Origin of the sequence: Halobacteriovorax sp. RT-2-3, assembly GCF_047085075.1 — a bacterium.
In the GTDB taxonomy this organism is placed as follows: Bacteria; Bdellovibrionota; Bacteriovoracia; order Bacteriovoracales; family Bacteriovoracaceae; genus Halobacteriovorax_A.
On sequence record NZ_JBKIYF010000002.1, the window covers coordinates 252,079 to 276,563 of the forward strand.

Annotated in this window: 20 protein-coding genes and 1 pseudogene; 12 read left to right on the plus strand and 9 right to left on the minus strand. The window is 37.4% G+C overall.

The window, feature by feature from the left end; genetic code table 11:
* Positions 1–74: 74 nt before the first annotated feature.
* Positions 75–2,057 (minus strand): BCCT family transporter, encoded by a 1,983-nt coding sequence (locus ACMAYX_RS07000; protein ID WP_392993651.1) that lies wholly within the window; start codon positions 2,055–2,057, stop codon positions 75–77.
* Between the two features lie 208 nt (positions 2,058–2,265).
* Here ACMAYX_RS07000 and ACMAYX_RS07005 point away from each other — a divergent pair.
* The 5 genes and pseudogenes from ACMAYX_RS07005 to ACMAYX_RS07025 all read left to right on the plus strand — a co-directional run.
* Positions 2,266–2,349 (plus strand): annotated as a pseudogene (locus ACMAYX_RS07005) (phosphoribulokinase); the annotation flags it as partial.
* Between the two features lie 39 nt (positions 2,350–2,388).
* A complete protein-coding gene (locus ACMAYX_RS07010) occupies positions 2,389–2,688 on the plus strand; it encodes a CBS domain-containing protein (RefSeq protein WP_370446913.1) in 300 nt (99 codons plus the stop codon).
* Between the two features lie 67 nt (positions 2,689–2,755).
* Positions 2,756–4,048 carry a Na+/H+ antiporter NhaC family protein gene (locus tag ACMAYX_RS07015; RefSeq protein ID WP_103218164.1) on the plus strand — a complete coding sequence of 431 codons (1,293 nt, stop codon included), beginning with the start codon at positions 2,756–2,758 and terminating at the stop codon, positions 4,046–4,048.
* 67 nt (positions 4,049–4,115) lie between these two features.
* Positions 4,116–5,168, plus strand: coding sequence for a hypothetical protein (locus ACMAYX_RS07020; RefSeq protein ID WP_412471857.1), 1,053 nt, complete (start codon positions 4,116–4,118; stop codon positions 5,166–5,168).
* 355 nt (positions 5,169–5,523) lie between these two features.
* A complete protein-coding gene (locus ACMAYX_RS07025) occupies positions 5,524–12,777 on the plus strand; it encodes a tandem-95 repeat protein (protein WP_412472269.1) in 7,254 nt (2,417 codons plus the stop codon).
* Here the strand turns inward: ACMAYX_RS07025 and ACMAYX_RS07030 are convergent.
* Positions 12,774–13,568 (minus strand): hypothetical protein, encoded by a 795-nt coding sequence (locus ACMAYX_RS07030; protein ID WP_103218166.1) that lies wholly within the window; start codon positions 13,566–13,568, stop codon positions 12,774–12,776. The genes ACMAYX_RS07025 and ACMAYX_RS07030 overlap by 4 nt on opposite strands.
* A gap of 99 nt (positions 13,569–13,667) precedes the next feature.
* Between ACMAYX_RS07030 and ACMAYX_RS07035 the strand changes: the two genes are divergently transcribed.
* Both ACMAYX_RS07035 and ACMAYX_RS07040 read left to right on the plus strand, forming a co-directional pair.
* On the plus strand, positions 13,668–14,054 hold the full coding sequence (locus ACMAYX_RS07035) for a hypothetical protein (protein ID WP_392992642.1): 387 nt from the start codon (positions 13,668–13,670) through the stop codon (positions 14,052–14,054).
* A gap of 33 nt (positions 14,055–14,087) precedes the next feature.
* A complete protein-coding gene (locus tag ACMAYX_RS07040) occupies positions 14,088–14,447 on the plus strand; it encodes a hypothetical protein (protein ID WP_103218168.1) in 360 nt (119 codons plus the stop codon).
* Positions 14,448–14,478: 31 nt separating this feature from the next.
* Here ACMAYX_RS07040 and ACMAYX_RS07045 read toward each other — a convergent pair whose 3' ends face one another.
* Complete coding sequence (locus ACMAYX_RS07045; RefSeq protein ID WP_103218169.1) at positions 14,479–14,928, minus strand: CBS domain-containing protein; 450 nt, start codon at positions 14,926–14,928, stop codon at positions 14,479–14,481.
* A 183-nt stretch (positions 14,929–15,111) separates the two neighbouring features.
* Between ACMAYX_RS07045 and ACMAYX_RS07050 the strand changes: the two genes are divergently transcribed.
* Entirely contained in the window at positions 15,112–16,170 is a 1,059-nt protein-coding gene (locus ACMAYX_RS07050; protein WP_103218170.1) for a CNNM domain-containing protein, read from the plus strand.
* A 16-nt stretch (positions 16,171–16,186) separates the two neighbouring features.
* On the opposite strand, the gene ACMAYX_RS07055 is transcribed toward ACMAYX_RS07050, so the two are convergent.
* Positions 16,187–17,053, minus strand: a complete 867-nt coding sequence (locus tag ACMAYX_RS07055) for an MBL fold metallo-hydrolase (RefSeq protein ID WP_103218171.1) — start codon at positions 17,051–17,053, stop codon at positions 16,187–16,189.
* Between the two features lie 106 nt (positions 17,054–17,159).
* Between ACMAYX_RS07055 and ACMAYX_RS07060 the strand changes: the two genes are divergently transcribed.
* Positions 17,160–17,897 carry a sulfite exporter TauE/SafE family protein gene (locus tag ACMAYX_RS07060; protein ID WP_103218172.1) on the plus strand — a complete coding sequence of 246 codons (738 nt, stop codon included), beginning with the start codon at positions 17,160–17,162 and terminating at the stop codon, positions 17,895–17,897.
* Here the strand turns inward: ACMAYX_RS07060 and ACMAYX_RS07065 are convergent.
* From ACMAYX_RS07065 to ACMAYX_RS07085, 5 genes are all read right to left on the minus strand, one after another.
* Positions 17,889–18,395, minus strand: coding sequence for an SRPBCC family protein (locus tag ACMAYX_RS07065; RefSeq protein WP_103218173.1), 507 nt, complete (start codon positions 18,393–18,395; stop codon positions 17,889–17,891). The genes ACMAYX_RS07060 and ACMAYX_RS07065 overlap by 9 nt on opposite strands.
* An 18-nt stretch (positions 18,396–18,413) precedes the next feature.
* Positions 18,414–18,788, minus strand: a complete 375-nt coding sequence (locus tag ACMAYX_RS07070) for a hypothetical protein (protein WP_412463213.1) — start codon at positions 18,786–18,788, stop codon at positions 18,414–18,416.
* Positions 18,785–19,006 carry a hypothetical protein gene (locus tag ACMAYX_RS07075; protein WP_199177547.1) on the minus strand — a complete coding sequence of 74 codons (222 nt, stop codon included), beginning with the start codon at positions 19,004–19,006 and terminating at the stop codon, positions 18,785–18,787. Before ACMAYX_RS07075 ends, ACMAYX_RS07070 begins: the two co-directional genes overlap by 4 nt.
* A gap of 160 nt (positions 19,007–19,166) precedes the next feature.
* A complete protein-coding gene (locus tag ACMAYX_RS07080; RefSeq protein WP_412471855.1) occupies positions 19,167–20,132 on the minus strand; it encodes a deoxyhypusine synthase family protein in 966 nt (321 codons plus the stop codon).
* 72 nt (positions 20,133–20,204) lie between these two features.
* Positions 20,205–21,359 (minus strand): hypothetical protein, encoded by a 1,155-nt coding sequence (locus tag ACMAYX_RS07085; RefSeq protein ID WP_103218177.1) that lies wholly within the window; start codon positions 21,357–21,359, stop codon positions 20,205–20,207.
* 136 nt (positions 21,360–21,495) lie between these two features.
* On the opposite strand from ACMAYX_RS07085, the gene ACMAYX_RS07090 reads away from it, so the two are divergent.
* The 3 genes from ACMAYX_RS07090 to ACMAYX_RS07100 are packed head-to-tail and all read left to right on the plus strand — an operon-like array spanning position 21,496 to position 24,457.
* Positions 21,496–22,584, plus strand: coding sequence for an imelysin family protein (locus ACMAYX_RS07090; protein ID WP_103218178.1), 1,089 nt, complete (start codon positions 21,496–21,498; stop codon positions 22,582–22,584).
* A complete protein-coding gene (locus tag ACMAYX_RS07095; RefSeq protein ID WP_412471854.1) occupies positions 22,578–23,942 on the plus strand; it encodes a di-heme oxidoredictase family protein in 1,365 nt (454 codons plus the stop codon). Before ACMAYX_RS07090 ends, ACMAYX_RS07095 begins: the two co-directional genes overlap by 7 nt.
* The gene (locus tag ACMAYX_RS07100; RefSeq protein WP_412471853.1) at positions 23,942–24,457 is read left to right on the plus strand and encodes a hypothetical protein; all 516 of its coding nucleotides are present in this window, start codon (positions 23,942–23,944) and stop codon (positions 24,455–24,457) included. Before ACMAYX_RS07095 ends, ACMAYX_RS07100 begins: the two co-directional genes overlap by 1 nt.
* Positions 24,458–24,485 lie beyond the last annotated feature (28 nt).

Genomic DNA, 24,485 nt, shown 5'->3' on the forward strand with positions numbered 1-24,485 from the left:
TAGGAAAAGGCGTATAAATTAGTAAATAGCTAATATTATTTGCCAAATTTTAGAGTCAGCATGACCTATCTTCATTAAACGAGCTCTGAGTTTGAAAGGTGAAGAAAGTGAAAATGCTTCTCGTATTGAGTTACCGCATCGGCAACAATTTGATTCTTCGTGTAACCAAAAACATCATATTCCTGCCCACCACTTAGTAGAAAGACCTCAGCACGATAGTACTTTTCATGCTCTTCATCGGGTGCATACTCAGGAACTTCAAATGAGCGAAGAAATACCTCATACTTAAAGTCTTCCACTTCTTCATTGTGAATAACTAAAGAGATAGAATCCTTTTTGTTAGTATTTAATCTAGCATCAAGTCCTCTCTTTTTAAATTCTTCCTGAAGCTCAACTAAGCCAGGTTCAACTACTTCATTTAAAAACTTATCAGCTTCTTTAAACTTTGGATGGCTAAGTAGAGAATCGAGTCTTTCCTGCCATGTTGTATTGGACTGCTCATATTGAATAGTCGTGGTGTGATTTTGAACTTGTTTCATCAAGAGTAAATCAGCTCTTAACGATTTCACCAAACAATAAATTGCTATCATTAAGAGAATGATCATCGGAAAGGCGGAGGCAATAGTCATCGTCTGTAGCGCATCCAAACCACCAGAGTGAAGGAGAATTGCTGCAACAACACCTTCTGTAACCGCCCAAAAAATTCTTTGCCAAACCGGTGGCTCTTCTTGACCACCAGAAGCAAGTGTATCAATAACTAAAGAACCAGAGTCAGAAGAGCTCACAAAGAAAGTCACAACGAGAAGAACTCCTAAGACAGAGAGTGCCGCAGAAAAAGGAAAATATTCAAAGAAGCGAAATAGTGCGACTGGAACATTACCATTAACCGCTTCGACAAATTTTCCACTCGTATCTTTTAAGGCAATACTAATTGCAGAGTTTCCAAAAACCGTCATCCAAAGAAATGTAAAACCGGCCGGTACAAAGAGAACTCCAATCATAAATTCTCGAATCGTGCGTCCTCTTGAGATACGTGCAATAAACATTCCTACAAATGGTGACCATGAAATCCACCATCCCCAATATAGAAGTGTCCAACCACCAATCCACTTTTCTTTCTTTTCATAAGCATAAAGATTAAAAGTTTTATAGATAATATCTGAAAGATATGATCCTGTATTTTGAACATACTGCTGAAATAAGTGTACTGTATCACCTAATGCCATAACCGCAACAAGTAAAATGACTGCGACAACAAGATTGATATTAGATAATTTCTTAATTCCTCCGTCTAATCCAAGAACAACTGAAATTGTCGCCATCCCTGTAATAATCGCGATGAGAATGACTTGGATTGTTTCCGATTGAGGAATGCCAATTAAATAGTGAAGACCTGCATTGACTTGAGCAACACCAAAACCCAAGGAAGTCGCAACACCAAACATCGTTCCAATAACGGCAAATGTATCCACGACATCACCTGCAACACCATGTACTTTGTCGCCTAGTATTGGATAAAAAGCAGAGCGAGGAAGAAGAGGGAGATTCTTTCGATAACAAAAGTAAGCAAGACAAACTGCTAAAAGAGCATAAACACCCCAAGCATGAAGGCCCCAGTGAAAGAAGGTAATCTTCATTGCTTCACGTGCACTCTCAATTGTTTGAGCTTCCCCTACAGGAGGTGAAGAGAAGTGCATAATAGGTTCGGCCACTCCAAAAAAGAGCAATCCAATTCCCATTCCTGCAGAAAAGAGCATGGCAAACCAAGAAAGGTTTGTATAACCAGGCTCAGAATGATCAGGTCCTAACTTAATGTCACCAAGGCGGCTGACCATAAGCCAAAGTGAAGTAAATAAAATGATTCCCATTGATAAAACATAAACCCAACTTGTCTTAGCAATTAGCCAAGCTTGAATTCCTTTAAAAAACTGACTTAAGTGACCAGGCCAAATTGAGCCGATTGCAGTGATTAAGAGAATAAAGAAGGCAGAAGAAAAGAAAACATTCTTGTTGATAGTTGATTCGACTTCATTAGTCGATTTCGATTCTTTATTGATAACAAACTCCCCTTTAATTGGGCCCGTAACGGATCCAACACAAAATAACGTATAAAAACCAATACCTACCTATCGACAAATTAGTTAATTATTTTAAAGTTAAATTTCTTTGATTTACTTTAACAAAATGATAACTCAACACATCTCTCTAAACGTCCGTTATAACCCTTGTTACAAAAACGAGGAAAATATGGACATTAAAAACATCATGACAAAAACACCAATTACTATCACAGAGAATAAATCAATCAGGGATGCGGCAAAGCTAATGTGCGATAAAAAAATAAGTGCATTACCCGTTCTCAATGACGATGGAGATGTCGTTGGAATTATCACTGAATCAGACTTTGTTGGAAAAGAAGTTGAAGTCCCTCATGCCATGGCCAAACTCAAACAGGCCTTTGGTCAGAATTTAAATTTTACTCAGCTTGAAAAATCGTACGAGCAAATAAAAGAAATAAGAGTTGGCGATGTCATGAGTAGAAATGTTAAGTCACTAACAGAAGATACTGACCTAGAAGGCTATGTACAGTTCATGATAGAGAAACATATTAAACGTGTTCCAGTTATAAAAGATAATAAGCTTGTGGGAATTGTTACACGTAAGGATATTATAAAGTCATTTCTCTAGACGCAATTTATTGGCTTATGATAATGGAGTATAATACATAAAAAAAAACTGTATTGAAGGTACTTCTATGTCACATATTAAGCAAAAAATATCTCTACTTCCACTTCTACTTTTTGTTGTTATTTACTTAGGAACTGGTATTTACTTTCAAATGAAAGGTGTTAAACATGCTTTTTATCAAGTACCTGCACCAATTGCCATTCTCCCAGCAATCTTTCTTGCATTTTTTATTACTAAGGATACGCTTAATAATAATGTTTCAAAGTTTGTAAAAGGAATTGGGCATCCGGATATTATTACAATGTGCCTAATTTACCTTCTTGCTGGAGCATTTTCTACAATTGCGACGGAGACAGGTGGAGTTGATGCAATTGTTAACTTAGGCCTATCAATAATTCCTAACACTCTCATTCTTCCAGGTGTTTTCGTTATTTCAGCGCTAGTTTCAACTGCCATGGGTACATCAATGGGTACAATCGGTGCAATTGGTCCAATAGCTCTTTCAATGGCGACCAAAACAGATATCAACCTTGGTATCCTAGCAGGTGCAGTAATGTCTGGTGCAATGTTTGGGGATAACCTTTCAGTTATTTCAGACACAACGATTGCGGCCACAAGAACCCAAGGTTGTAATATGCGAGATAAGTTTCAAGAGAACTTTAAGATTGCTTCATTTGCGGCACTTATAGCTATCATTCTCTACTTCTTTCTAATCTCTGCACCAAATGTCACGATTGATAAACCAACAAATCTCTATTTGGGAATTCCATATATATTCATCCTTCTCCTGGCCATCTTAGGAGTAAATGTATTTGTCGTTTTATCTGGCGGGATTATTCTTGCTGGAATCGTTGCTCTTTTCAATGGTTTTGATTTTTCAACTATTATCGGACTTACATATCGAGGCTTCAGTAGTATGCAAGAGATCTTTCTTCTCTCTCTTCTAATTGGCGGTCTAAGTGAGTTTATTAGATCAGAGGGCGGCCTTGACTACATTTCTGGAAAGATTCAAAAACTAATTTCTAAACTTGCCCATATAAATAAAAAAGCGGCAGACCAAATTGGAATTGGGCTTTTATCTGCACTTACAAATATATGTGTTGCTAATAACACTGTATCGATTATCATCGTTGGACCTATTGCAAGAAGGCTTGCTATACAAGGTGATATTTCCCCAAAAAGAAGCGCATCTTTAATTGATATTTTTAGCTGTGTGGTTCAAGGGCTACTTCCTTATGGCGCCCAGGCACTACTACTTGGAGTTACTTTTAAGATATCTCCATGGGAAGTCGTTACAAACTCTTATTATTGTATGATTCTTCCATTTATTGCTCTAGGTTTCATCTTTACAAGACGTTAGAGCGTATAATTTTTGCGATTTCTTCTATTTCAATTGAGATGAATGGGGATTTTTGTCATAAAGACCTATGCAAAATTCCCTAGTTAAGTATTTATTATTCATTGCCCTATCAATCCAAACACTAGCTTTAAGCGAATATGCCGCAAGCTTTGATACAGTAAATAGTGCAAAATGTAGTACAAAGATTCCAACGAATTGGCAGATCTCTCAATTTGCAAAACCATACTTAACAACTAAACTAGATGAGGCATACTCTCTCCTAGTTAAAAACTATGTTTACGATGGATTAAGATCTAAAGAAGATTTTAAAGACAAGATATTAGCAGCAAGTAAGTGCCAATCTAAAAGCTGTAAACTTAAAGAGCTATTTGAAAGTGATGAACTTATTGAAAAGTCCATCTTTCTACTTTTTAAATATGGACTCAACACTTCTCCTTACGCAAATAAAGATGCAGCACTTCTTGATCTAGAACAAATGGATGCCATTATTAAAGGTGTTAACCTACTGCCTCTTCACCTTCCCAAATTATGGAGCAGCAAACGATTAGTTCGTCATATAAAAGAAGATATAGGATACGGTACTCATGGGATGATCTTTGCAAATGCTTCTATTGAACTTTATGCTCCATGGGATAGAGAACTTGATGAAGATGGAAAGGCTTACAGCCTTTTTCATGAGCTTGGCCATAACCTCGCTTATTTCTATAACCTAAACTATTCCTCATTTTGGTGGGATATGTCAGGTTGGATCGACCATCCAATGGGATGGAGATACAATCGTAACGAAATGGTTTCTTTATACGGTCAAACAAATCCAAGTGAAGATGCGGCCGAAAGTATCGCTGCTTACCGTTTAAATCCATCACACTTAAAAAAAGTTTCTCCTAAGAAGTACGCATTTATTCGTGATTACATTTTTCTTGGCCAGGAGTATTCACAAGAAAGTAAATGTCACATTCGTCCTGTCGAAGATTACCTAAACTCATTAATCAAAGAGTCAAAACTTAAGTGTAGTACAAATGAGTGCACTCTTAAATATTTAAAGAAAGCAATTGCTAAAGATGAGAAATATCCTCACTTTTTAAAAGCAAAAGATACATTCCTAGAAAATTTTCTATAAATTACTCTGTTGGCCATTAATTTCTATTTAGTGGCCATCGCAAACTATTTTTATCACTTACATATTTCTACTAAAAGCATCTTCAACCAATTTTTAAGTACTTACACAGATAGTAAATAGACTATTGAAGTCATGATAACTTAATAAAAAGTTAAGAATTCCGATAAATTTTAGTGACACTTAAGTAAATAAAATTATCTGGGGGAATTTAGACAGCGATATGAAAAAAATAGGCCAGCTGATATTCAAACCAAAGCTACTTATATTATCACTCGCAATTATAGTGTGTTATGTTTTTATTTTTTCAGAAAATCAAAAGAAAGAATATTCTAGTAATAAAATTCAAAATAAACACTTGTTAAAAAACTATAAAAAAAATGGCATTACAAATAAGTCAAAAAAGTCAAAATCTGAAAGTTTCAAAAGTCGATATAGAAGAGGAATTGCTTCAGAGGCAACAACACCAAATAATTCAAATTCATATGACAACTACGAACAAGATGCTCGAGTCTCAAAAGTTTCTGCACAGGTGGCCAGAAACTTTTCTAAGGTAGCAAATGCAACTCCTCTAATCACCTCACCTGATTACTATCAACAATCAATGGAATACTTTAGCGAGTCACCATCTAAAGAGAATAGAAATGAGCAGCAAGATAAAAATGAAGATATAGTCTCAACTGGTGGACTAAAAGTACAAGAAGAGCAAGTAGCTCAACAAGAAGAAACGACAGAAAGTAAAAAAGGTAGTGGCAGTTCTTATATTCCAAAAAGACCTAATATCTATGGAACAATCCCACCTCTTAAAGAGTACTTTAAGACCACATCAATCTCTCTTATTTCGAAGGCATATGCGGCGCCAATTGATATAAACTGTAGTGATGCAAAAGTTGAACTCTTTGACTTAGCAACAATGACGCCTCTTGCAGACAATCCTCTTTCAGGAAATGCAGTAGAAGAAGAGACACTATTTGAATTTGATCCATTTGATCTAAGCCTTGATATGCTGGCCCCAACAAAATACTTTCTTAGAACTTCTGGCTGTAATTATGTTTTTGAAAGAATTGTAACGAGTTTCACTGATCCTCAAAATATTACCCAAGCTTCGACTATTATTTCACAGGTCGTTAAAACGAAATTAAAAGATGAAGTAAATACGATTAACAATCATACAGTTTCTTTAATGATTAGTGAATTAGAGCAACAAATAAATGCAGATGATAATCTTAGTGAGACATATTCAAAACTACAAAGCAACACAACGATAAGTGATACATTTGATAATTCATTTAGTGATGCCCATACAATTCTTGAGAACTCACTACCTGATATTAAAGAAATAACAGTTCCTCAGTCACTTGAGGAGAAGAAAAGCTACCTCTTTACAATCCAAGCATATGACCATTGGTCTGTGAATTATGAAATAGCATATGAGTGGTATTTAGAAGATTTGAAAACACCATCGGCACCAGTATTGATGTCAAAGTCTGCAAGCTGGTCTTACACACCATCAGCAAACCATAGTGATGAATTTATTATTTCTCTCTTTATAGGTAAAAGCGATGGATCTGGAAATGTAATTCGAGGAAATGCAGACATACCATATCATGAATTTTCATGGAAATACCCAGATGCAACAATTGGAACGACCTTTACTGATACCTCCCCTGTTACAGCACCGTCAATACAACTTGCAGCCTCTCAAAATAATCCGACGAATAATCTAGCAATAAACCTTGAGGTTTTAACAGGAACTGAGATATCTCCAGGTCTAATGACAAATTGTGAAACCTTTTCAAAACTTGCAATTACAGAGAGCTCATCTGCACCAACAGCTCCTGAGTTTAATATAGATTGTACGGATGAGAATTTTCAAAATATCATAAAAATAATTACTACTGGAGATGGGTCGAGAAAACTCTACTTATGGGCAATTGATCATAATTCAAAAATAAGCTCACCAAAAGAAATAGATTTTGTCATTGATCAGACACCTCCAGAAATCACAATTCCTAGTATTGCGGCCCTTAGGGCAGATACTTACTTTAATCTCGTTTGGAATATTTCAGAGCAACATGGCCTTGCCATTCTTCCTCATACAATTGAGTTTCTTGACTCAAATGGAACAAGTTGGACAACAATTTCGTCGAGTACACCTTCTGCAGATGGAGTGCTAATAAATAATTCCTTTAATCATGGTTTTACACTACCCGATCGAGCACAAACGAATGCTAAAATTAGAATTAGCTTATCTGATGCTCTAGGAAATACTTCGACAATTGAATCGAATACTTTTGAATTACAAAAAGCACTCCTTTCAACAACTCCTTCAAGTCACAATTTTAACGGAGTACCAAATAATTCAATCTCAATGGCCCAAACATTTACAATTACCAACTCAGGAACGGGAGTTACAAAGAATTGTACTGTCCCACAGCTTTCAGGGACAAATGCGAGTGAATTCCAAATTATAAATGACAACTGTGGGTCAAACAACTTAAGTGTCAATCAGAGCTGTTCATATCAAGTACAAGCAATACCAACAACTAAAGGTACAAAATCTGCGACATTGACTTGGACGTGCGATACTGACATTACGTCAGTAAATTTAAACTATACTTCAGAAAACGTTATCCCAACTACCGCAAGCAATCTTTCTATTACGACAGACGAAGACACTCCGGTAAACTTTGATGTTAATCCATCATCTGATACAGATGGTGATCCTATTACTTATACGATTGTTACACCTCCTACTAATGGAGCACTAACAAATTGTCTAGCAAGTAACAATGACCTAAACTGTGACTATACGCCGAGTGCTAATTATTTCGGAACAGATAGTTTTACATATAAATCAAATGATGGAACTGCTGATTCCTCAGGAGTCACAACTGTTACGATTACTGTAAACTCAATTAATGACACTCCAACCATTCCGACAACACAAGCTGTTGCAACAGATGAAGATATACCTGTTACATTTGATTTAAACATTGGTTCCGATATAGATGGTGATACGCTAACTTATCATGTTTCCTCAACGACAAGTAATGGAATTCTTTCATGTACAGGGGGTACAAATAGAAGTTGTACCTACACTCCAAGTTTAAACTATAACGGAGTCGACACATTCACTTATTATGTAAATGATGGCACAATTAACTCATCGACAGCAACTGTTACGATTACGATAAATGCTATTAATGACCTTCCGGTCATGGCCGCTGACTTCAGCATAACAACGCCAGAAGACACACCGATAAACTTTAGTGTCGAATCTGCTACAGACGTTGATCCAGACACTCTAACATATACGATTGTGACTCCCCCATCGAATGGTCTACTTACAAATTGTATGGCAGCAGATGGAGACCTTAACTGTGACTATTCTCCAAATTTAAACTATAACGGCGTGGATACTTTTACATACCGTGCAAATGATGGAGTAGCCGATTCAGCAACTGTCACAACAGTAACAATTAATATTACTCCTGTTAACGACGCCCCAACTCTAGCAGCGACACAGTCAATAACGACAGATGAAGATACGCCTATTACATTTGATCTTAATGCTGGTGCAGACATTGATGGTGATATTCTAAACTATACGATAACTCTTTCTACCGGTAATGGTTTCTTAACTTGTGATGAAGGTACTAGTCGATCTTGTACTTATACTCCTTCTTCTAATTTTAATGGTTCAGATGATTTTACTTACCAAGTTAGTGATGGAGAATATAACTCAACAACGGCCACTGTTAACATTACTGTTAACGCCTTAAATGATGCACCAGTTGCAGCGGCAGATAGTTCATTAATTTTTAGAGATAATACTTTATACACAATAAACTTAGACCCAGGAAGTGATGTTGAGACAGCAACTGGCTCACTACAATATAAGATCACTCAAGCTCCTGCCGTTGGGACACTTTCGAACTGCATTGACCAGATAAGCTATGGAAGTGATCTAGTATGTGACTATATTGCACCTGTAAACACAAATACAACAGTTACAATTAAGTACGTTGTATATGATGGTCAACTAGAGTCAACGACAGAAACAACTCTAACTATTACTGTTAATGATGAGACTTCGACAGTACCATCTCTTACACCAGTAAACTTTACTGCCGGTACGTCAACAAGTTCGAACCCGATGACTCTGACTGCAGCGAGCTGTGATGATATATCTCAAGTTTTAATTAGTGAATCAACGACAACACCACTAGCTTCTGATTCAGCTTGGCAAAATTGTTCGACGGCCATTGGCGCTATTTCTTATGACCCAAGTGTATTAAATACTCAAGGATACCGAACTCTGCGTATCTACGGAAAAGATCCTGTGGGTAATATTTCAGCTTACGACAGTATCGACTTTATTTATGACTCCCTTGCTCCATCACTATCTTTTGATAATGTTCCGACACTTCCTTGGGGAATAAACTACGCAATAAAATGGAAAACAACAGAGGCCACTGTCAGTGCAACAAAGAATCATACTTTTTCAGTCTCATATAATGGTGGTTCTACATGGACACAACTTGGGCTTACTTCTGTAGCGACTGATGGCCCTCACTCTGATACACCATTTAGCTATAATTACACTGTCCCTTCAGGAACACTATATAATGATGTTCGCTTTAAGGTAACTCTTACGGATGATAATGGCATGACAGGCGAAGCGATCTCTAACTCATTTAGGATCGTTGAGGACTTAGGTGCCCCATTCATTCACACAGCAACTTTCAAAATTAATGGATCGACGACGCCGACTCCTACGGCAGTTAAGTATGTAAGCGTTGAATTCGATGCAGAAGACCTCGATACAGTCATTACTCATTTCTGCCTTAAAGGAAATGGTACAACTCTGCCAAGCGCTAATGACGAGTGCTGGAAAGCTATGGATGCTCCTTCACCAGGGCTTACTCTAAATACGTTTATGCCTGTTCGCGACTATAGCTTCCTTCTAGGTTTTGCTCCATCAAACTTTAAAGTATCTGTTTGGGTAAAAGATCTAGCTGGAAATATTTCATCTAACCCTGATGCAACTCTTGGTAAAGACTTTGTAACAATGAACTATACTCCAGATCAGGCTCCTGTTATCTCGGAATTCTTTGTTACTAATTCTGATTCACCAAGTAGTCCAGTAGAAGATATTGATCTAACATTTAATAATGGTGATACTGTATATATCTCATGGAGAACAGTCGATAATAAAACGATTCCAGATGGAACAACAAAATTATATTATACAACTGATGACATCGAGTTTCACCCTATTGTCTCGGCACAAAATCTAAATAATAGTGCAAATAATTGCCCGCAAGTTAACTCTGCAACAAATCCACTTGATGACAATGCAACAGCATGCTACCAGTGGACTTTCCCTCTTGCTGATGGACAGTATTTTAGGCTAAGTGTTACCGCTGCAGATAGTGCAAATCAAGATACCTCAGCAACATCTGTTGCACTTAACTCGACGAAGTTTAAAATTCTTGCAGGAAATGTTGACCCAGGAACTGGCTCATCGGCCAAGTCTGCCCAACTTTTTCCAAAATCAACACAAGCACCATACTCCCTTGCAGTTACAAGTGATGGGAAGATATTCTTTAACGATAAGGTTCGAGGTATTCTTTATATCAATCCTTTCACAAACGTTCTTGAGCAACTAATCCCAATTGGAGATGAGGTTGGTGACGGTGTAACTGTTGATCAAGCATCTGTAAAAGATGTACAAAAAATCACAATGGATTTTCAAGATCGCCTCCTGATTTGGGACGAGAATTCAATTCGTCGTGTCGATACAACAGTCGTTCCCATGACTATTGAAACAATTATTGGAATGAAAGCTGATGGAACGATTGGTACAAATCGTAGTGATATTATTCTAGACCCAAGAGATTTCAATTTAAACCGTGGTAATTCATATTCAATGTTCCAGCCACTACCTAATGGTGATATTTGGTTTAACGATCAAACAAATCGTGTAAGCAACAATAACTTAATTAGAATTTACAAAGGCTCTCTTTCTTCACCACGTTTAGAATCTAGACGAATTTCAGGTACTGGTGGAAGCTCTCCTCCAACAAGTGCAATTAGTGGAAACACTTCTGCCACGGCCGAAATGGATACAGAAATCATCTCTGCTTATCAAATTGGCTTTGACGTTAATACGAGTGAAGTTACTTCACTTTTTGCAAAATACTACCGTGGTCTAAATGGTTGTTCATACTATATGCGAGAAGAGATTGACCCTTCTACATTTGTTGCAACTGGTGTAGCGATTCCAAGCCACGATACAACTTGTGTAGATGCGTATGGAAGATCTACGAATGATGGAAGTACATGGGGATGGAGTTATCACATCGGTTACCCTACACGAGTTAATCGTTATAACCCTACAACAAACTCTTATGAAGCGACAAAACTAGGAAATGGTATTCATGGTACTTGCCCAGATGGAACACTTGCAACGAGTTGTCCAATTAGATTACAAGACTTCTTCGTTAACAAAGATGGAGTCTTCTTCTTTGTCGATGCCAATACGATCAGAGTAATTGATGCTCAAGGAAAGGTCCAAACACTCTATGGACAAACACAGTCATTTGGAGACAATGGACTCGGTCAGGATGCTCGCTTTGGAAATATTCAATTTATTGACCATGGTGTTGGAGATAATATCATTCTTGTTGACTCACAAGAAAGAATCATTCGAGAAGTTCAACCAAACGAATCAATCAACCAAGTTATTCGAGTGGCCGGAAATGGAGTTCTTGCTCGCGGCTCTTTTAGTATTAGTGCTGACCCACGAACACAAATGCTTGATACAGGAGGATGGTCGCAAAACTTCTCTATGGCAACAAATCCGGCCAATGGTGACATCTACTTCCCTTGTCGTTGGGATAATGTCTGCCTCCTTTCAAGAGCTACAAATCAGTGGTCACACTTTATGGGTCTAAACGGTGGAGGAAGTTGGACCACAACGGCCACAGTAGATGGCTTAACAATTGATATGGGTAACTATACCCCTTCTGTTAATGGTTTCTACAATGGCGGTATTTTAACTGGACACTACTCTTGGTCGGGAACTGCAAATAATAACTCGATCTTCCGCTATACAACAACGGATGGAATGTCTCAATTTATTGCAGGAACAGGTGGAGGCGTCCATGCTGGAGCAGGTTCTTGTCCAGTAGGGCCAGGGGAAAATTGTGTTTTAAAAAATGTTAGACAACACTGGAATGCATCGACTTGGGATAGTAGTGCTGGAAAAATACTTTTTGAAATGGAATACGATAGAAGTGGTGCTAAAACATTTAGACATTTATCAAATAACTATACTTCTTTCTCATCGTTTAACTACGGTACGACAAGTTTCAGTTCTATTGTAAAAGTAGGAAGCATCATTTATGGCTGTACAGAAGACTACGAACTAATTAAGTGGGATACTGTTAGTGATTTACGAACAGTTCTTCCGATTCCAGGAACGGCCGCTTGTCACGGTTATCGTATCCTCTACAAGCCTGCGGCAAATGGAAAACCAAATCGTATCGTTTTCCCATTCCACCAAAATGGTTTACATGGTATCGCAGAGTACTTCCTAAACTAACCAGGTAACTGCCCTCTATTAAGAGAGATATGTAAGTGGAGAACCTCGTTATTATAACGATTATCTGATTCATCTGATAAACGCACAATATCTGATATCGAATCAATTTGATTCTTAATAAGAGAAAGATATCTTGGTGATATTCTACGAATCATCATTTTATTCACTAGATTTTGAAACTTAAAGTTTTTACCAAACTCCATATCCCAATCATCAAACTTCCCATATGCCTTGCTAATTGTCTCACTTTCTTCTTTTGGAAAGCGAAATTCAGTTGATCTAGCATAGATTAGGCCATCTTGTTCAAAGGCAATTTCGGCCTTGATAAGATCATTAACAACACTCTTTTTAATGGAGTATGTTTTAAGCTCCCTAATATCGAGAGCACTTCTTGAAAGAGTTAAAATGAGAAATAGGAAGTAATGAGACTTTGTTTGTGCTAGAGCATTTATTTGCATAACAGAAAGGTAGCGTTGCCCCTGGTTGGCCTTTGAGATAACTTCTTCCAGCTTCTCCTCTTCCTGATTACTCTCCTTGAATAAATAATCAAAAGAAGAAAATTGATTACGACAAAAGCTCAGAATAAGTGCATTTGCATCTTTTGTTTTTAAACACTTTGCAATTTGATTAACGATAACAGACGAAGGAAATGCACTCCCCTTTTCAATCTTAACGAAATATTGATAATTGCACTCCAATCCCTTCTTCGCCAACATTTCATAGAATGATTTCGCACTCTTATGCCCGTATGCCTTTCTAATCTTAACCAAATCTTGACCAAAGTGAACCATAAATCTCCTGACAGGCGATTATCGCCTAATAGAATACTTTTCAATGGATTATCGGAATTATAGAACTCATTCATTAATAAAATTTGGAGATAATAATTAATGAGAAAGCTAATTGCTCTGCTACTAATTTGCCTTACAACTTATGCTGGAAACGGTGTTGAGCGTGGAAAAGTAATCCTAACAGGACAGTTTGAGATTCAAAAAGAAATTAGAAATTATCTTTCAAAAGAACTGACGAAGTGCTCTCTAGGAATAGCACAAGAGCGCTTTAATATTAAAAACATTGCAATTACAAAAGATAAAGTTGATCAGGGTATTACTGATTACTACTACAAAATTGAGCTTACACACTTAGATAATATTGGAAATAACCTTAATGACATCAAGATCGAAATTGAAGATGCTGATTATAGTAACTGGCGCCGTTACGAAGAGAAGCTTTCCATTCAATTACTATCTGATGTGAAAGGAAATTGTAATCTTTAATTATTAATACACGTATAAACAACGGAGAAAAAAATGAAATTTATTTTAGTAGCACTAATGACACTTTCGGCATCAGCTTCAATTATCAACTCAACTTTTGAAGCTCGTCACAACGACAAAATCGTTGATGCAATCATCAACGAGTGTAACGTAATGAAAGACCTTACTCTTGTAGCAACAAAGAAAGAAAAAGTTGTTGTTGATCAAGGGATCGTAGATTACAAGTTCGTATCAACTTTCACAGGAAAGCAAAGATACGATCAAAATATGTTTGATCACTACGAAATTACAGTTGAGTCTTGGCTATTTGATGGTTATGACCACAATACAAAAGAAGCTAACTGGTACTATGTAGATTCAGTTGAATGTGAAATGACAGCAGAGATGCAATAAAATAGAAAGGCCTCACACGAGGCCTTTTTTATTATTTTACGCTTTCGAAAGCTTTTAAAATATCTTTTCTAGTAATAATACCAACTAGCTTATCCCCATCACAAACAGGAATTCTCTTAAGTTGTTTTTTCATCATAAGCTCTACTACAGCTGTTAGAGAGTAGTCAGAAGTAACAGTCGTTACATTCTTTGTCATAATCTCTGAAAGAGGCTTATTCTTAGCTTTCTTATAAATATCTTCAACGTCACCAAGATTATAGTCCATTCCAAATAGTCTCTTAATAGAAGCAAGAGCATGTGGGATTTCTACTTCTCTACCGATGAAGTCCGATTGAGTTACAATACCAACTAATTTGTCAGCGCTATCTAAGATTGGCATAACACTCACACCTAGATCAAGCATTGCTTTTGCTGCATCTGCAACAGTTTGAGTATCGCGACAAGTTGTTACATCTTTAGTCATAAATTCAGTTACTTTCATATAAACCTCAATTTTGTATTAATCCTCACTATTTTAACTTAAACTTGGCCCCTTAGCTATCATTATGAACAAGTGCCCAAAACCGAGAAAAACGATAAGGTACTAAAAATTAATATACATTATGCATCATTTTTGGCCGTTACTTAATTTGACACAAAATTAAAGCCAATTTAAAGTATAAAAATGCTAATTGTTTATATAGTCATCTCGATTGGCGTCTCCTTTGTATGCTCGATCATGGAAGCAGTTCTGCTATCAATTACCCCTAGTTTCATCTTAGCGTCTCAGCGTCAGAACCGTAGCTATGCCTCAGCATTAAAGAAGTATGCCTCAAATAAAGATGAGGCCATCTCCGCAATCCTCACACTTAATACTTTTGCCCATACTCTTGGTGCAGCAGGTGTAGGTTCAGAGTCGATTCAAATATTTAAAGATATGGGAATAAGTGGTGCAAACCTAGAGTATTATCTTTCCGCTGTTTCTATTGTCTTAACTTTGGCCATTCTCTATCTTTCAGAAATTATTCCAAAGTCTCTCGGACACCATTATTGGAAAAGTTTAACTCCATTTTTATTAAAGATTCTACCGCCACTAATCTTTATCCTTAAGCCGATTCTATTTATTTCAATGACATTAATGAGGATGTTAAAAACTGATCCTGAGCATAAAATGAGTCGTGAAGAAGTCGAATCAATGATTGAGCTAGGTGTGCAAACGAAGGCCCTTGCCAAAGATGAAGGTGAATTTTTAAAAGAGTCCCTACTCGCTTCACGAAAAGTGATTGAAGAAGTTATGACTCCCGCACGCAAGGTCTTCATGGTTAATATTGAAGACACTATCTCATCTGTTTACGATCTAAAGGCACCTGTTACACGTATCCCATGTTATGGTGAGAATGTTAACGACATCAGTGGCTACATCCATAAAGAGGATATTGCCAAATCAATTATCGAAGACAATAGCGCTAAAAAGCTTTATGAATTAGATATCATCAGGCCCATTGCTATTATTAATCGCCAGACTCCTCTTCGAAACCTCTTCAAACGCTTCATTCGAGAAAAAGAACATATCGCCATGGTTAGTGATGATTACGGCACAATACTTGGGGTAATCACACTTGAAGATATTGTTGAGACCTTCTTTGGGATTGAAATCATGGATGAATTTGATGAAGTAGAAGATCTACAGAGTCAGGCAAAAGATGAGATTTTAGCAGAAGAAAAAAAAAGAGAGCACTTATAGTGCCCTCATATGAACCTTAATCTTTAAATGTTAGTGGCATTTGAAGGTATCTTACACCATTATCCTGAGGTGCAGGCATATGCCCGCCACGAATATTTACTTGTATACTCGGTAGCAGAAGTTTTGGAGCAGCAAGCGTCTTATCGCGACTTGTGCGAAATTTTACAAACTCTTCACGACTAGTTTCGGCCTTAAGATGCACATTCGTTTTCTTATTCTCACCGATTGTGCTCTTATACCTTAACTCCCTTCCACCTGGCTGATAGTCGTGTCCTGTATAGACATTAGTCTCGTCTGGTAGCGTGTAAAGTTTATTTGTAATTGAATCATAAAGAGCATTTGCGTCCCCACCAGGAAAGTCACATCTTCCTGTACCATAATCTGGCATAAAAAGAGCATCTCCCGTAAAAACATTATTTCCAATTACAAATGAAGAACATGCCGGAGTATGTCCAGGAGTGAAAATCGTTTTGATCTCAATAGTTCCAGCAACAAGTGGCGCTTCTTCATTTAAGAAAGCATCGAAGTCCTCAAGTTTAATCTCTTTTAGAATATTAAATCGTTCACCAAATACTTCTTGAACAATCTTGATATTCTCGTTTATTGCCACTTTCACACCAGGAAAGAAATCCTTGAGCTTTAATGCTCCTGTAAGGTGATCCGCGTGAGCGTGAGTTTCTAGAATATAGTGAGGCTTAAGTCCCGCTTCTTTAACAAAGATAGCAACCTTTTCAACTGACTCTGTTGTGATAGTTGATGATGCCTGATCATAATCAAGAACTGGATCGATAATCACAGCATCCTTCGTCACTTCATCATAAACAACATAAGTTAGTGTGTAAGTTTGCTCATCAAAGAATGTTTTTATATTTAAATTATCCATAATTTCCTCCTATCATAGAGTAAATAAATTTATGGGAAAATACATTGACCCCCATCAAGGTTTAAGAAAAATTAATCCCCTATACTGATTTCAGGAGGAAATTAACATGGCATATCTATTAGCACTTATTGCAGGAACAACTCTTGGTCTTTTAGGCGGCGGGGGCTCAATTCTAGTGGTTCCAATCCTGGTTTATATTGTAAAAATTGACCCTAAAATCGCCATTACAATGAGTTTAGCAATTGTAGGTCTAACAGGCTTTATGGGGACACTAAGACATCATAAGAATGGTAATGTTATGGTTAAACTTGCCTTTCAATTTGGTGCTATGACAATGCTTTCCACTTATCTTGGTACCTATCTCGCTTCTTTCATTAGTGGACAAGTTCAACTTTATATCTTTGCAGGAATTATGCTACTGGCCTCAGTTTCAATGCTTAAAAATGGCAAGAATATCAAGGTTAAATCATCATCAAATCTAACAATTTTTGGGGCAGCGAGTGTTGTCGGTATTGTCACTGGTCTCATTGGAGTTGGAGGTGGGTTCTTAATTGTTCCAGCACTTGTAAACTTTTTTAACGTACCAATGAAGAAGGCCATTGGAACTTCTCTTCTAATTATTGCAATTAACTCTCTCATTGGATTTGTAGGAAATATTATCAACTCTCCTAATCTTGAGTTAGATTACCAATTTATTGCAATCTTTACAGCTCTTGCCATTGTTGGATCACAACTTGGATCAGCACTGACTCATAAACTTCCACAAGATAAATTAAAAAAGATTTTTGGCTACTTCTTAATTGTAATGGGGATCTTTATGATAGTTAGAGAAACACTACTCTAGTCTCTTTTTTAATTTCTTCAAATATTTCTTCATCAGAACACCATATAATTTAACGACGACCTCTGGCTTTGCATTAAAGCCAAAGGTCTCTTTAATCATACGACGGTCAAAGTCCACCACATAAGTAAAAAGAGTTCCGTTTTCACTTTCATTAAACATGCGGTTGCTTCTTAAAAAGTATGGATTTGATCTAACAGTTTCAAATAATGCCTGATAAGGAGCATTCAATTTAATTAGCTCTGTTGTTGTTATAAAGTTTTTACGAATTCCGATCCAAGCATCTTCTCTAAATGTGCTACCAACTTCAAATGTTCTTGAGTTTGTGGCCATATCATTAACTTCACTTCGCCAATGATGATCATTCATTGGATCCGCTACAAATTCAAACACCTCTTCAATAGGTGCATCGATTTCGATACTGCCAGTAACTTGGACTGTCTCCAGTGCATAAGAAAGTGTAGATATTGTTGCTGCTATAATTAGAATAAGTTGTCTCATATAAAAATGATGGCAATCTTAACTTAATCTGGCAAGTTTACGTCCAAAATACAAAACCAATTGGATGACTAAAACGCTCAAGAATGCGCTTATTCCAAGTGCTCCACCGTAACCCTTAAGGTGCGGAACAAGGTATTGAAAAAAAAGAGCAAAGAAAACTGAACCAATGACAATAGTATAATTATGCATTTTTGTGGGACAGCTCATTCCAACAAAAGTAGAACCAAAGAATATCACGGCCATCATTTCGTAGTTAGGAACTGTAAGATATAAAATTGCATAGGCAATTATTGTTAAAAGAGCGGAAGCTCTAATGGCCCCAAACGTCTTTAGACGAGACAGATGAAAAGTCGAAAGCGCACCAATAAGAGAAACTCCAATTGCGGTTATCATATAATACTCCCCTTGATAAAGAAGAATAAAGCAACGCTAACAAAGGCAATTGTTCCAAGCTTTCCACCAAAACCTTGAAAGATTCTTAAAGTATAAAAATATAAAATTGCACCAATGAGAGAGATCCCAAGAATTTCCCAGTAATTAGTCACTAACTCACTTGAGCACATTCCTGCAAAGCTTCCACTATAGACCGCTGCTTGCAATGTCATTCTCATTGGAATGAGACCTGCAATCAAACCTACAGAAGCGGAGGCCAAGACTGGAGACCAGCCTAGTTGTGAATGTAAGAGGAAACAAAAAAGGCATCCTATAAAGAATGCCCCAAATTTGTATAAAAATTGTATTCTCATGCCCATCTATCTTAGAGCAATGATCTTAGTTTTCCAATACGTAATGGAAAACAAGTGGTGCAACGATTGTCGCATCAGATTCGATAATGAACCTTGGAGTCTTTGAAGATAGTTTCCCCCAAGTGATTTTTTCATTTGGAACAGCACCTGAGTACGAACCATAACTTGTAGTCGAATCAGAGATCTGGCAGAAGTATGACCATAGAGGAACATCATCTTCCATATCTTGGTTAAGCATTGGAACAACACAAATTGGGAAGTCTCCCGCGATCCCTCCTCCAATTTGGAAGAAGCCGATTCCGCCATCTCCACAATTTTCAGGGTACCACTTAGCAAGGAACATCATATATTCGATACCATTCTTAACAAGAGAAGGCTCAAGCTCTCCTGTTAAGCAGTATGAAGCAAAAATATTTGCTGTCGTTGAATCTTCCCAACCTGGAACGATAATTGGAAGGTTCTTTTCACAAGCGGCCATAACCCAAGAATTTGCAACATCTGTTTCAAACTCTTTTGCAAAGTCTTCACGACGAAGAATTCGATATAGGAACTCGTGAGGAAAAAGTCTCTCCCCTTCTTTAGCAGCGTTTGACCACTCTTCAAAAAGATATTTTTGTAACTTTCTAAATGCAGTCTCTTCTGGAATACATGTATCTGTTACGCGGTTGAAACCTTGAGCAAGTAGCTCTTCTTCCTCTTCAGGACTTAGGTCTCTGTAGTTTGGAATACGCTTGTAGTGGTTATATGCGATTAAGTTCATGATATCTTCTTCAAGGTTTGCACCAGTACAAGAGATAATTTGGACTTTATCTTGGCGGATCATTTCAGCAAGAGAAACCCCAAGTTCGGCCGTACTCATGGCACCAGCAAGAGTGATCATCATCTTCTTCCCACTCTTTAAATGATCAACATATGCCTTTGATGCATCAACAAGTGAAGCGGCATTAAAGTGACGATAGTTGTTGCTAAAAAATTGGGCCATTGTGCTCATAATAATTCTCCAGAGAAAGCCTAAATAGAACGAGACTTATTACACCACAATATAGATCCAAGTCTACATAAATTAGTCAAAAATATTGTAATTAGAAGAGTACATGAGCCCTACCACACTATTATCAGAAGTACTGTCTTGTTTCTGGTAGTAAAGGCCAAAAATTGGGCTAGCTTTTCGATTGGAAAGCTTAAATCCAAGCGAAGCTTCATACGTTCGAGAGATACTGCTCGGTAAGTCTTCCGTAACACGATTCTCTATCTCACGGTACTGAAGGCCAAATAAAAATGAGTAAGTTGTTCCTTTGTAAAATTTAGACATCGTATATTCAGGAGTACTCAATCCAAATTTAAGCCATATATCATCTGAAAAGTTATTTCGATTTTGCTCTTGGTTCGGATCAAAAGAAATAATATCTTTAGAAATATCATAGAATATTTCAAATGAAGGCGACCAACTATCTGATGATAAGTAACTGTAGCCAATATTTAATCCCGTATTACTCTTATAACTCGGTTTACTTACAACTCTATTAAATACGGCCGGATCTGCATCAACACGAGAAAAGCTCTCCTGAGTACTTGATGAAGAATATTTGATCCCAGGAAAGAGAACCGAAGCACTCAAAAAGTGCTTCCTTTCGATATAAGATGCACTTAAAAGAGTATTAATAATAATATACTTTGTTCGATCATTTACTGTTTCAAGATATTCGCTACCAGCAATATTCCCATAGAAAGTAGCAAATGTTTTTGAAGACTGAATATCAAGACTACCAGAAAAACCGACGGCGAATTTATCATTTAGCTTCTTTGCTGCGCTAATTCCAAGCACCGTTTCTTCGGCCTGAATATCTGCACTTCCTTTAAATTCATTCGTACTAAAATTGATCGTTCCATTATTTGTTCCACTATAGGTAACAAAATTCGTGAATGTTATGCCAAAGAAGTCCCCTGCAAAACCTGTGAAATAAGGAATGAACTGACTCTCAAAATCGCTACCAGCTGTTCCCTCTACATCAATATCTTGTCTAGCGTACATGAGGCCAAAATAAATTTTAATCTCATCGTGTTTGAGGTAGGCCGTGGCCGATGGAAATACCAAGGCCGCGCCTATGTCACCAGGACGTGCAGTTGTATTTCCAAGAAATCCTGCTTCATGACCAATTGGTAAGGAGAATACATTAAATGAAATAAGTATAAGTATGAGAAATCTAGTGAAATACATAGGAAAAATTAAATCACCCTAAGTAAATAAAGTCTATTCCTATAAAAAATGAACTTAATCGTTGATATTAACTTTAGTTTGATGTATCAAACCATAGTTCAAACAAGCAACCAATCTTACTAACAAAGGATATAATATGTTAAAAAGATCTATCTTATTGATTTCATTAGGCTTAGGTATGAATGCCACTGCTGCAACAACTGCGCAGTCAGTAATTGAAGCTTACTCAAATCTTGTTTATAAAACTTACTCAGAGTCTCTTGATAAGGCGATTGTACTTCAGGAAGACGTCGAATTCTTCATCTCTAACCCTGGGGTAATGACTCTAGAGATGGCGAGAGAGTCTTGGAGACAAGCAAGAGCTCCATATGGCCAATCAGAAGTTTTTAGATTCTACAATGGCCCTATCGATAGCGATGAAGGACCAGAAGGATTACTAAATGCATGGCCACTTGATGAAGCATATATCGACTATGTTGAAGGTGCTCCTAATGCAGGTATCGTAAATAATATTGCTGATTACCCAGTAATTAATAAAGAACTTCTTTCATCACTTAACGAGCTTAACGGTGAAAAGAATGTTTCAACTGGTTACCATGCAATTGAATTCCTACTATGGGGACAAGATCTATCTATTGATGGTGCTGGTGACAGACCTCATACAGACTATGTTATCGGTCTTGGAAAGAACGCACAAAGACGAGCTGTATACCTTTCAACAGCAACAGATCTTTTAATAGATCACCTTCAAACACTTGTTGATGCTTGGGCACCAAATAAAGCTAACTATAGAGCTGAATTTGTAGCAAAAGATCAAAAAGAATCTCTTAATAATATTCTTTCAGGAATGATCTTCATGTCTGGTGATGAGCTTTCAGGTGAAAGAATGTTCGTAGCTTGGGAAACTCAAGGCCAAGAAGATGAGCACTCATGTTTCTCAGATATGACTCATATGGATATCCAGTGGAATTTCTGGGGTATTGCAAATGTACTTAAAGCAACAGGAATCCTAGCACTAACAGACAACACTGTTCTTGCAACTACAATTGATAACAGAGTTGCAAAGATCAATAAAATGCTAGCTGGTCTTCCTGTACCATTTGATCAAGCAATCCTTGACGAGAATGCAAGACCAGAAATCCTAGCTTCTATCGAAGAGATGGAACAACTTGCAATTGAGCTTGTAGAAATTTCTGAAGAACTTGAGACGCCAGTACAATGGTAAGAGCTCTCCTTCTTACATTTTTGTGCGTATTTAGTCTCAATACTTACTCCAGTGATAAGTTCCCGGCCGGTGCCGGGACTACACTGGACCTCTCAGTTAATGCTTTCTCACACCCTATGAGTGGGACACGTGGAATGTTAAGGCGTCAGTTTCAAGTAGGTAATAGCTTTTTTAAAGGAGCTTGGGTTACCTCACCTTCTTCAACGCCGCTAAGAGATGGCCTGGGCCCGATCTTTAATGCAACATCTTGTACTGCCTGCCACCTATTGGATGGACGTGGCCGAGGGCTTCCTGATACAGATGGGAAAACTGATATATCTCTCCTATTTCGCTTAAAAAAAATAGACCAAGATGGAAAAACTTCTCCACATCCAAGCTATGGTGACCAATTTCAACCTCATAGCATAGAAGGTGTTCAAGGCGAAGGTGAAGTCTTCGTTAAGTTTGAAACCATCAAAGGAAACTTTGCCGACGGCGAAGCCTATGAACTTAAAAAACCAAATTACATCTTTAGAAAGCTTAGTCATGGAAGCTTAGGTGACGACACGATAGTCTCACCAAGAGTCGGTCCACATATGATTGGACTTGGACTTCTTGAAAATATTAATGAAGAAGATATTCTTACAGGAGCTGATCCTGAAGATTTAAATAATGACGGTATTTCAGGCCGTGCAAATTATGTCTTTTCAATTATTGAACAAAGACAAATGCTTGGGCGCTTTGGTTGGAAGGCCTCACGTCCAAATCTCTTAGAACAAAACGCTGCTGCCTTCAATGGAGACCTTGGTATCACCAGTCCACTCTTTCCGACAGAAGAATGTAGTCTGGTTCAAATTGATTGTTTAGAAAAACAGACACAAGAAGATATCTCTAAGGATCTTTTAGATAAAGTGACTCTATACACCCAATTAATCTCTGTTCCAGCAAGAAGAGACTTTGATAATCCGAGCATAAAAAATGGCAAGAAGGTTTTTCATCAAATAAACTGTCAAGCTTGTCACAGAGCTGAGTTTACAACAGGCTCAAATTCAAAATTTAAGGTTTTAAATAATCAAAAGATCTATCCATACACTGATCTTCTCCTACATGACATGGGGGACGCTTTAGCAGATGACACTCGTTCATACCAACTAGAAGGGCTGGCCACAACTAGAGAGTGGCGAACACCTCCTCTTTGGGGTCTTGGCCTTGTAAAAACTGTTAATGGCCATACTCGCTTTCTTCATGATGGACGTGCTCGCAATCTTCAAGAGGCCATCCTATGGCATGGTGGAGAGGCGAAACAAGCAAAAAATAATTTTATTAAATTAACAAAGAAAGATCGTGACGATCTCATCAAATTTCTTAGGAGCCTATAATGAAGAAACTAATTCTATTAGTAACACTTCTAACAAATCCGGTTAGTGCCCAAATTTGGCCACTTCCAACAGGGACAACATATATAGTTAAAGGAACTGGCTACGACTGTGGAAAGTTCATCAGCCGCTATAAAGTCGAATATACAAATACACCAAAGGTATTCTCAGATAGAGGTATTCAATTTGATCTTCTAACTGCAGATAGTGACTTGAATGTATTTTCAATCGAAACATCGTGGAAGACACTAAGCGGTCAAACTTGCCAATATGGACTTTTCTTTAATCGTGCAAGAGAAACAAGAACACTTGATCTTGATTATACAAAGTCACAAACAAACGGGAACCCTGAAGAATGTTTAGGGAATGAGAACTTTTTAAAAACGAAACTTCACTCTAGTGCATATGAAGCATCGAAAAGAGGAATTCGCTACATCGCAGTCGATATTCTAAATGAAGAAAATGAAGTATGTGAAAGCGATCGAGTAAGATTAATTTTTGACCGACGAGCTCAATAATAATTTATATATTAAAATCTTAGTGGCC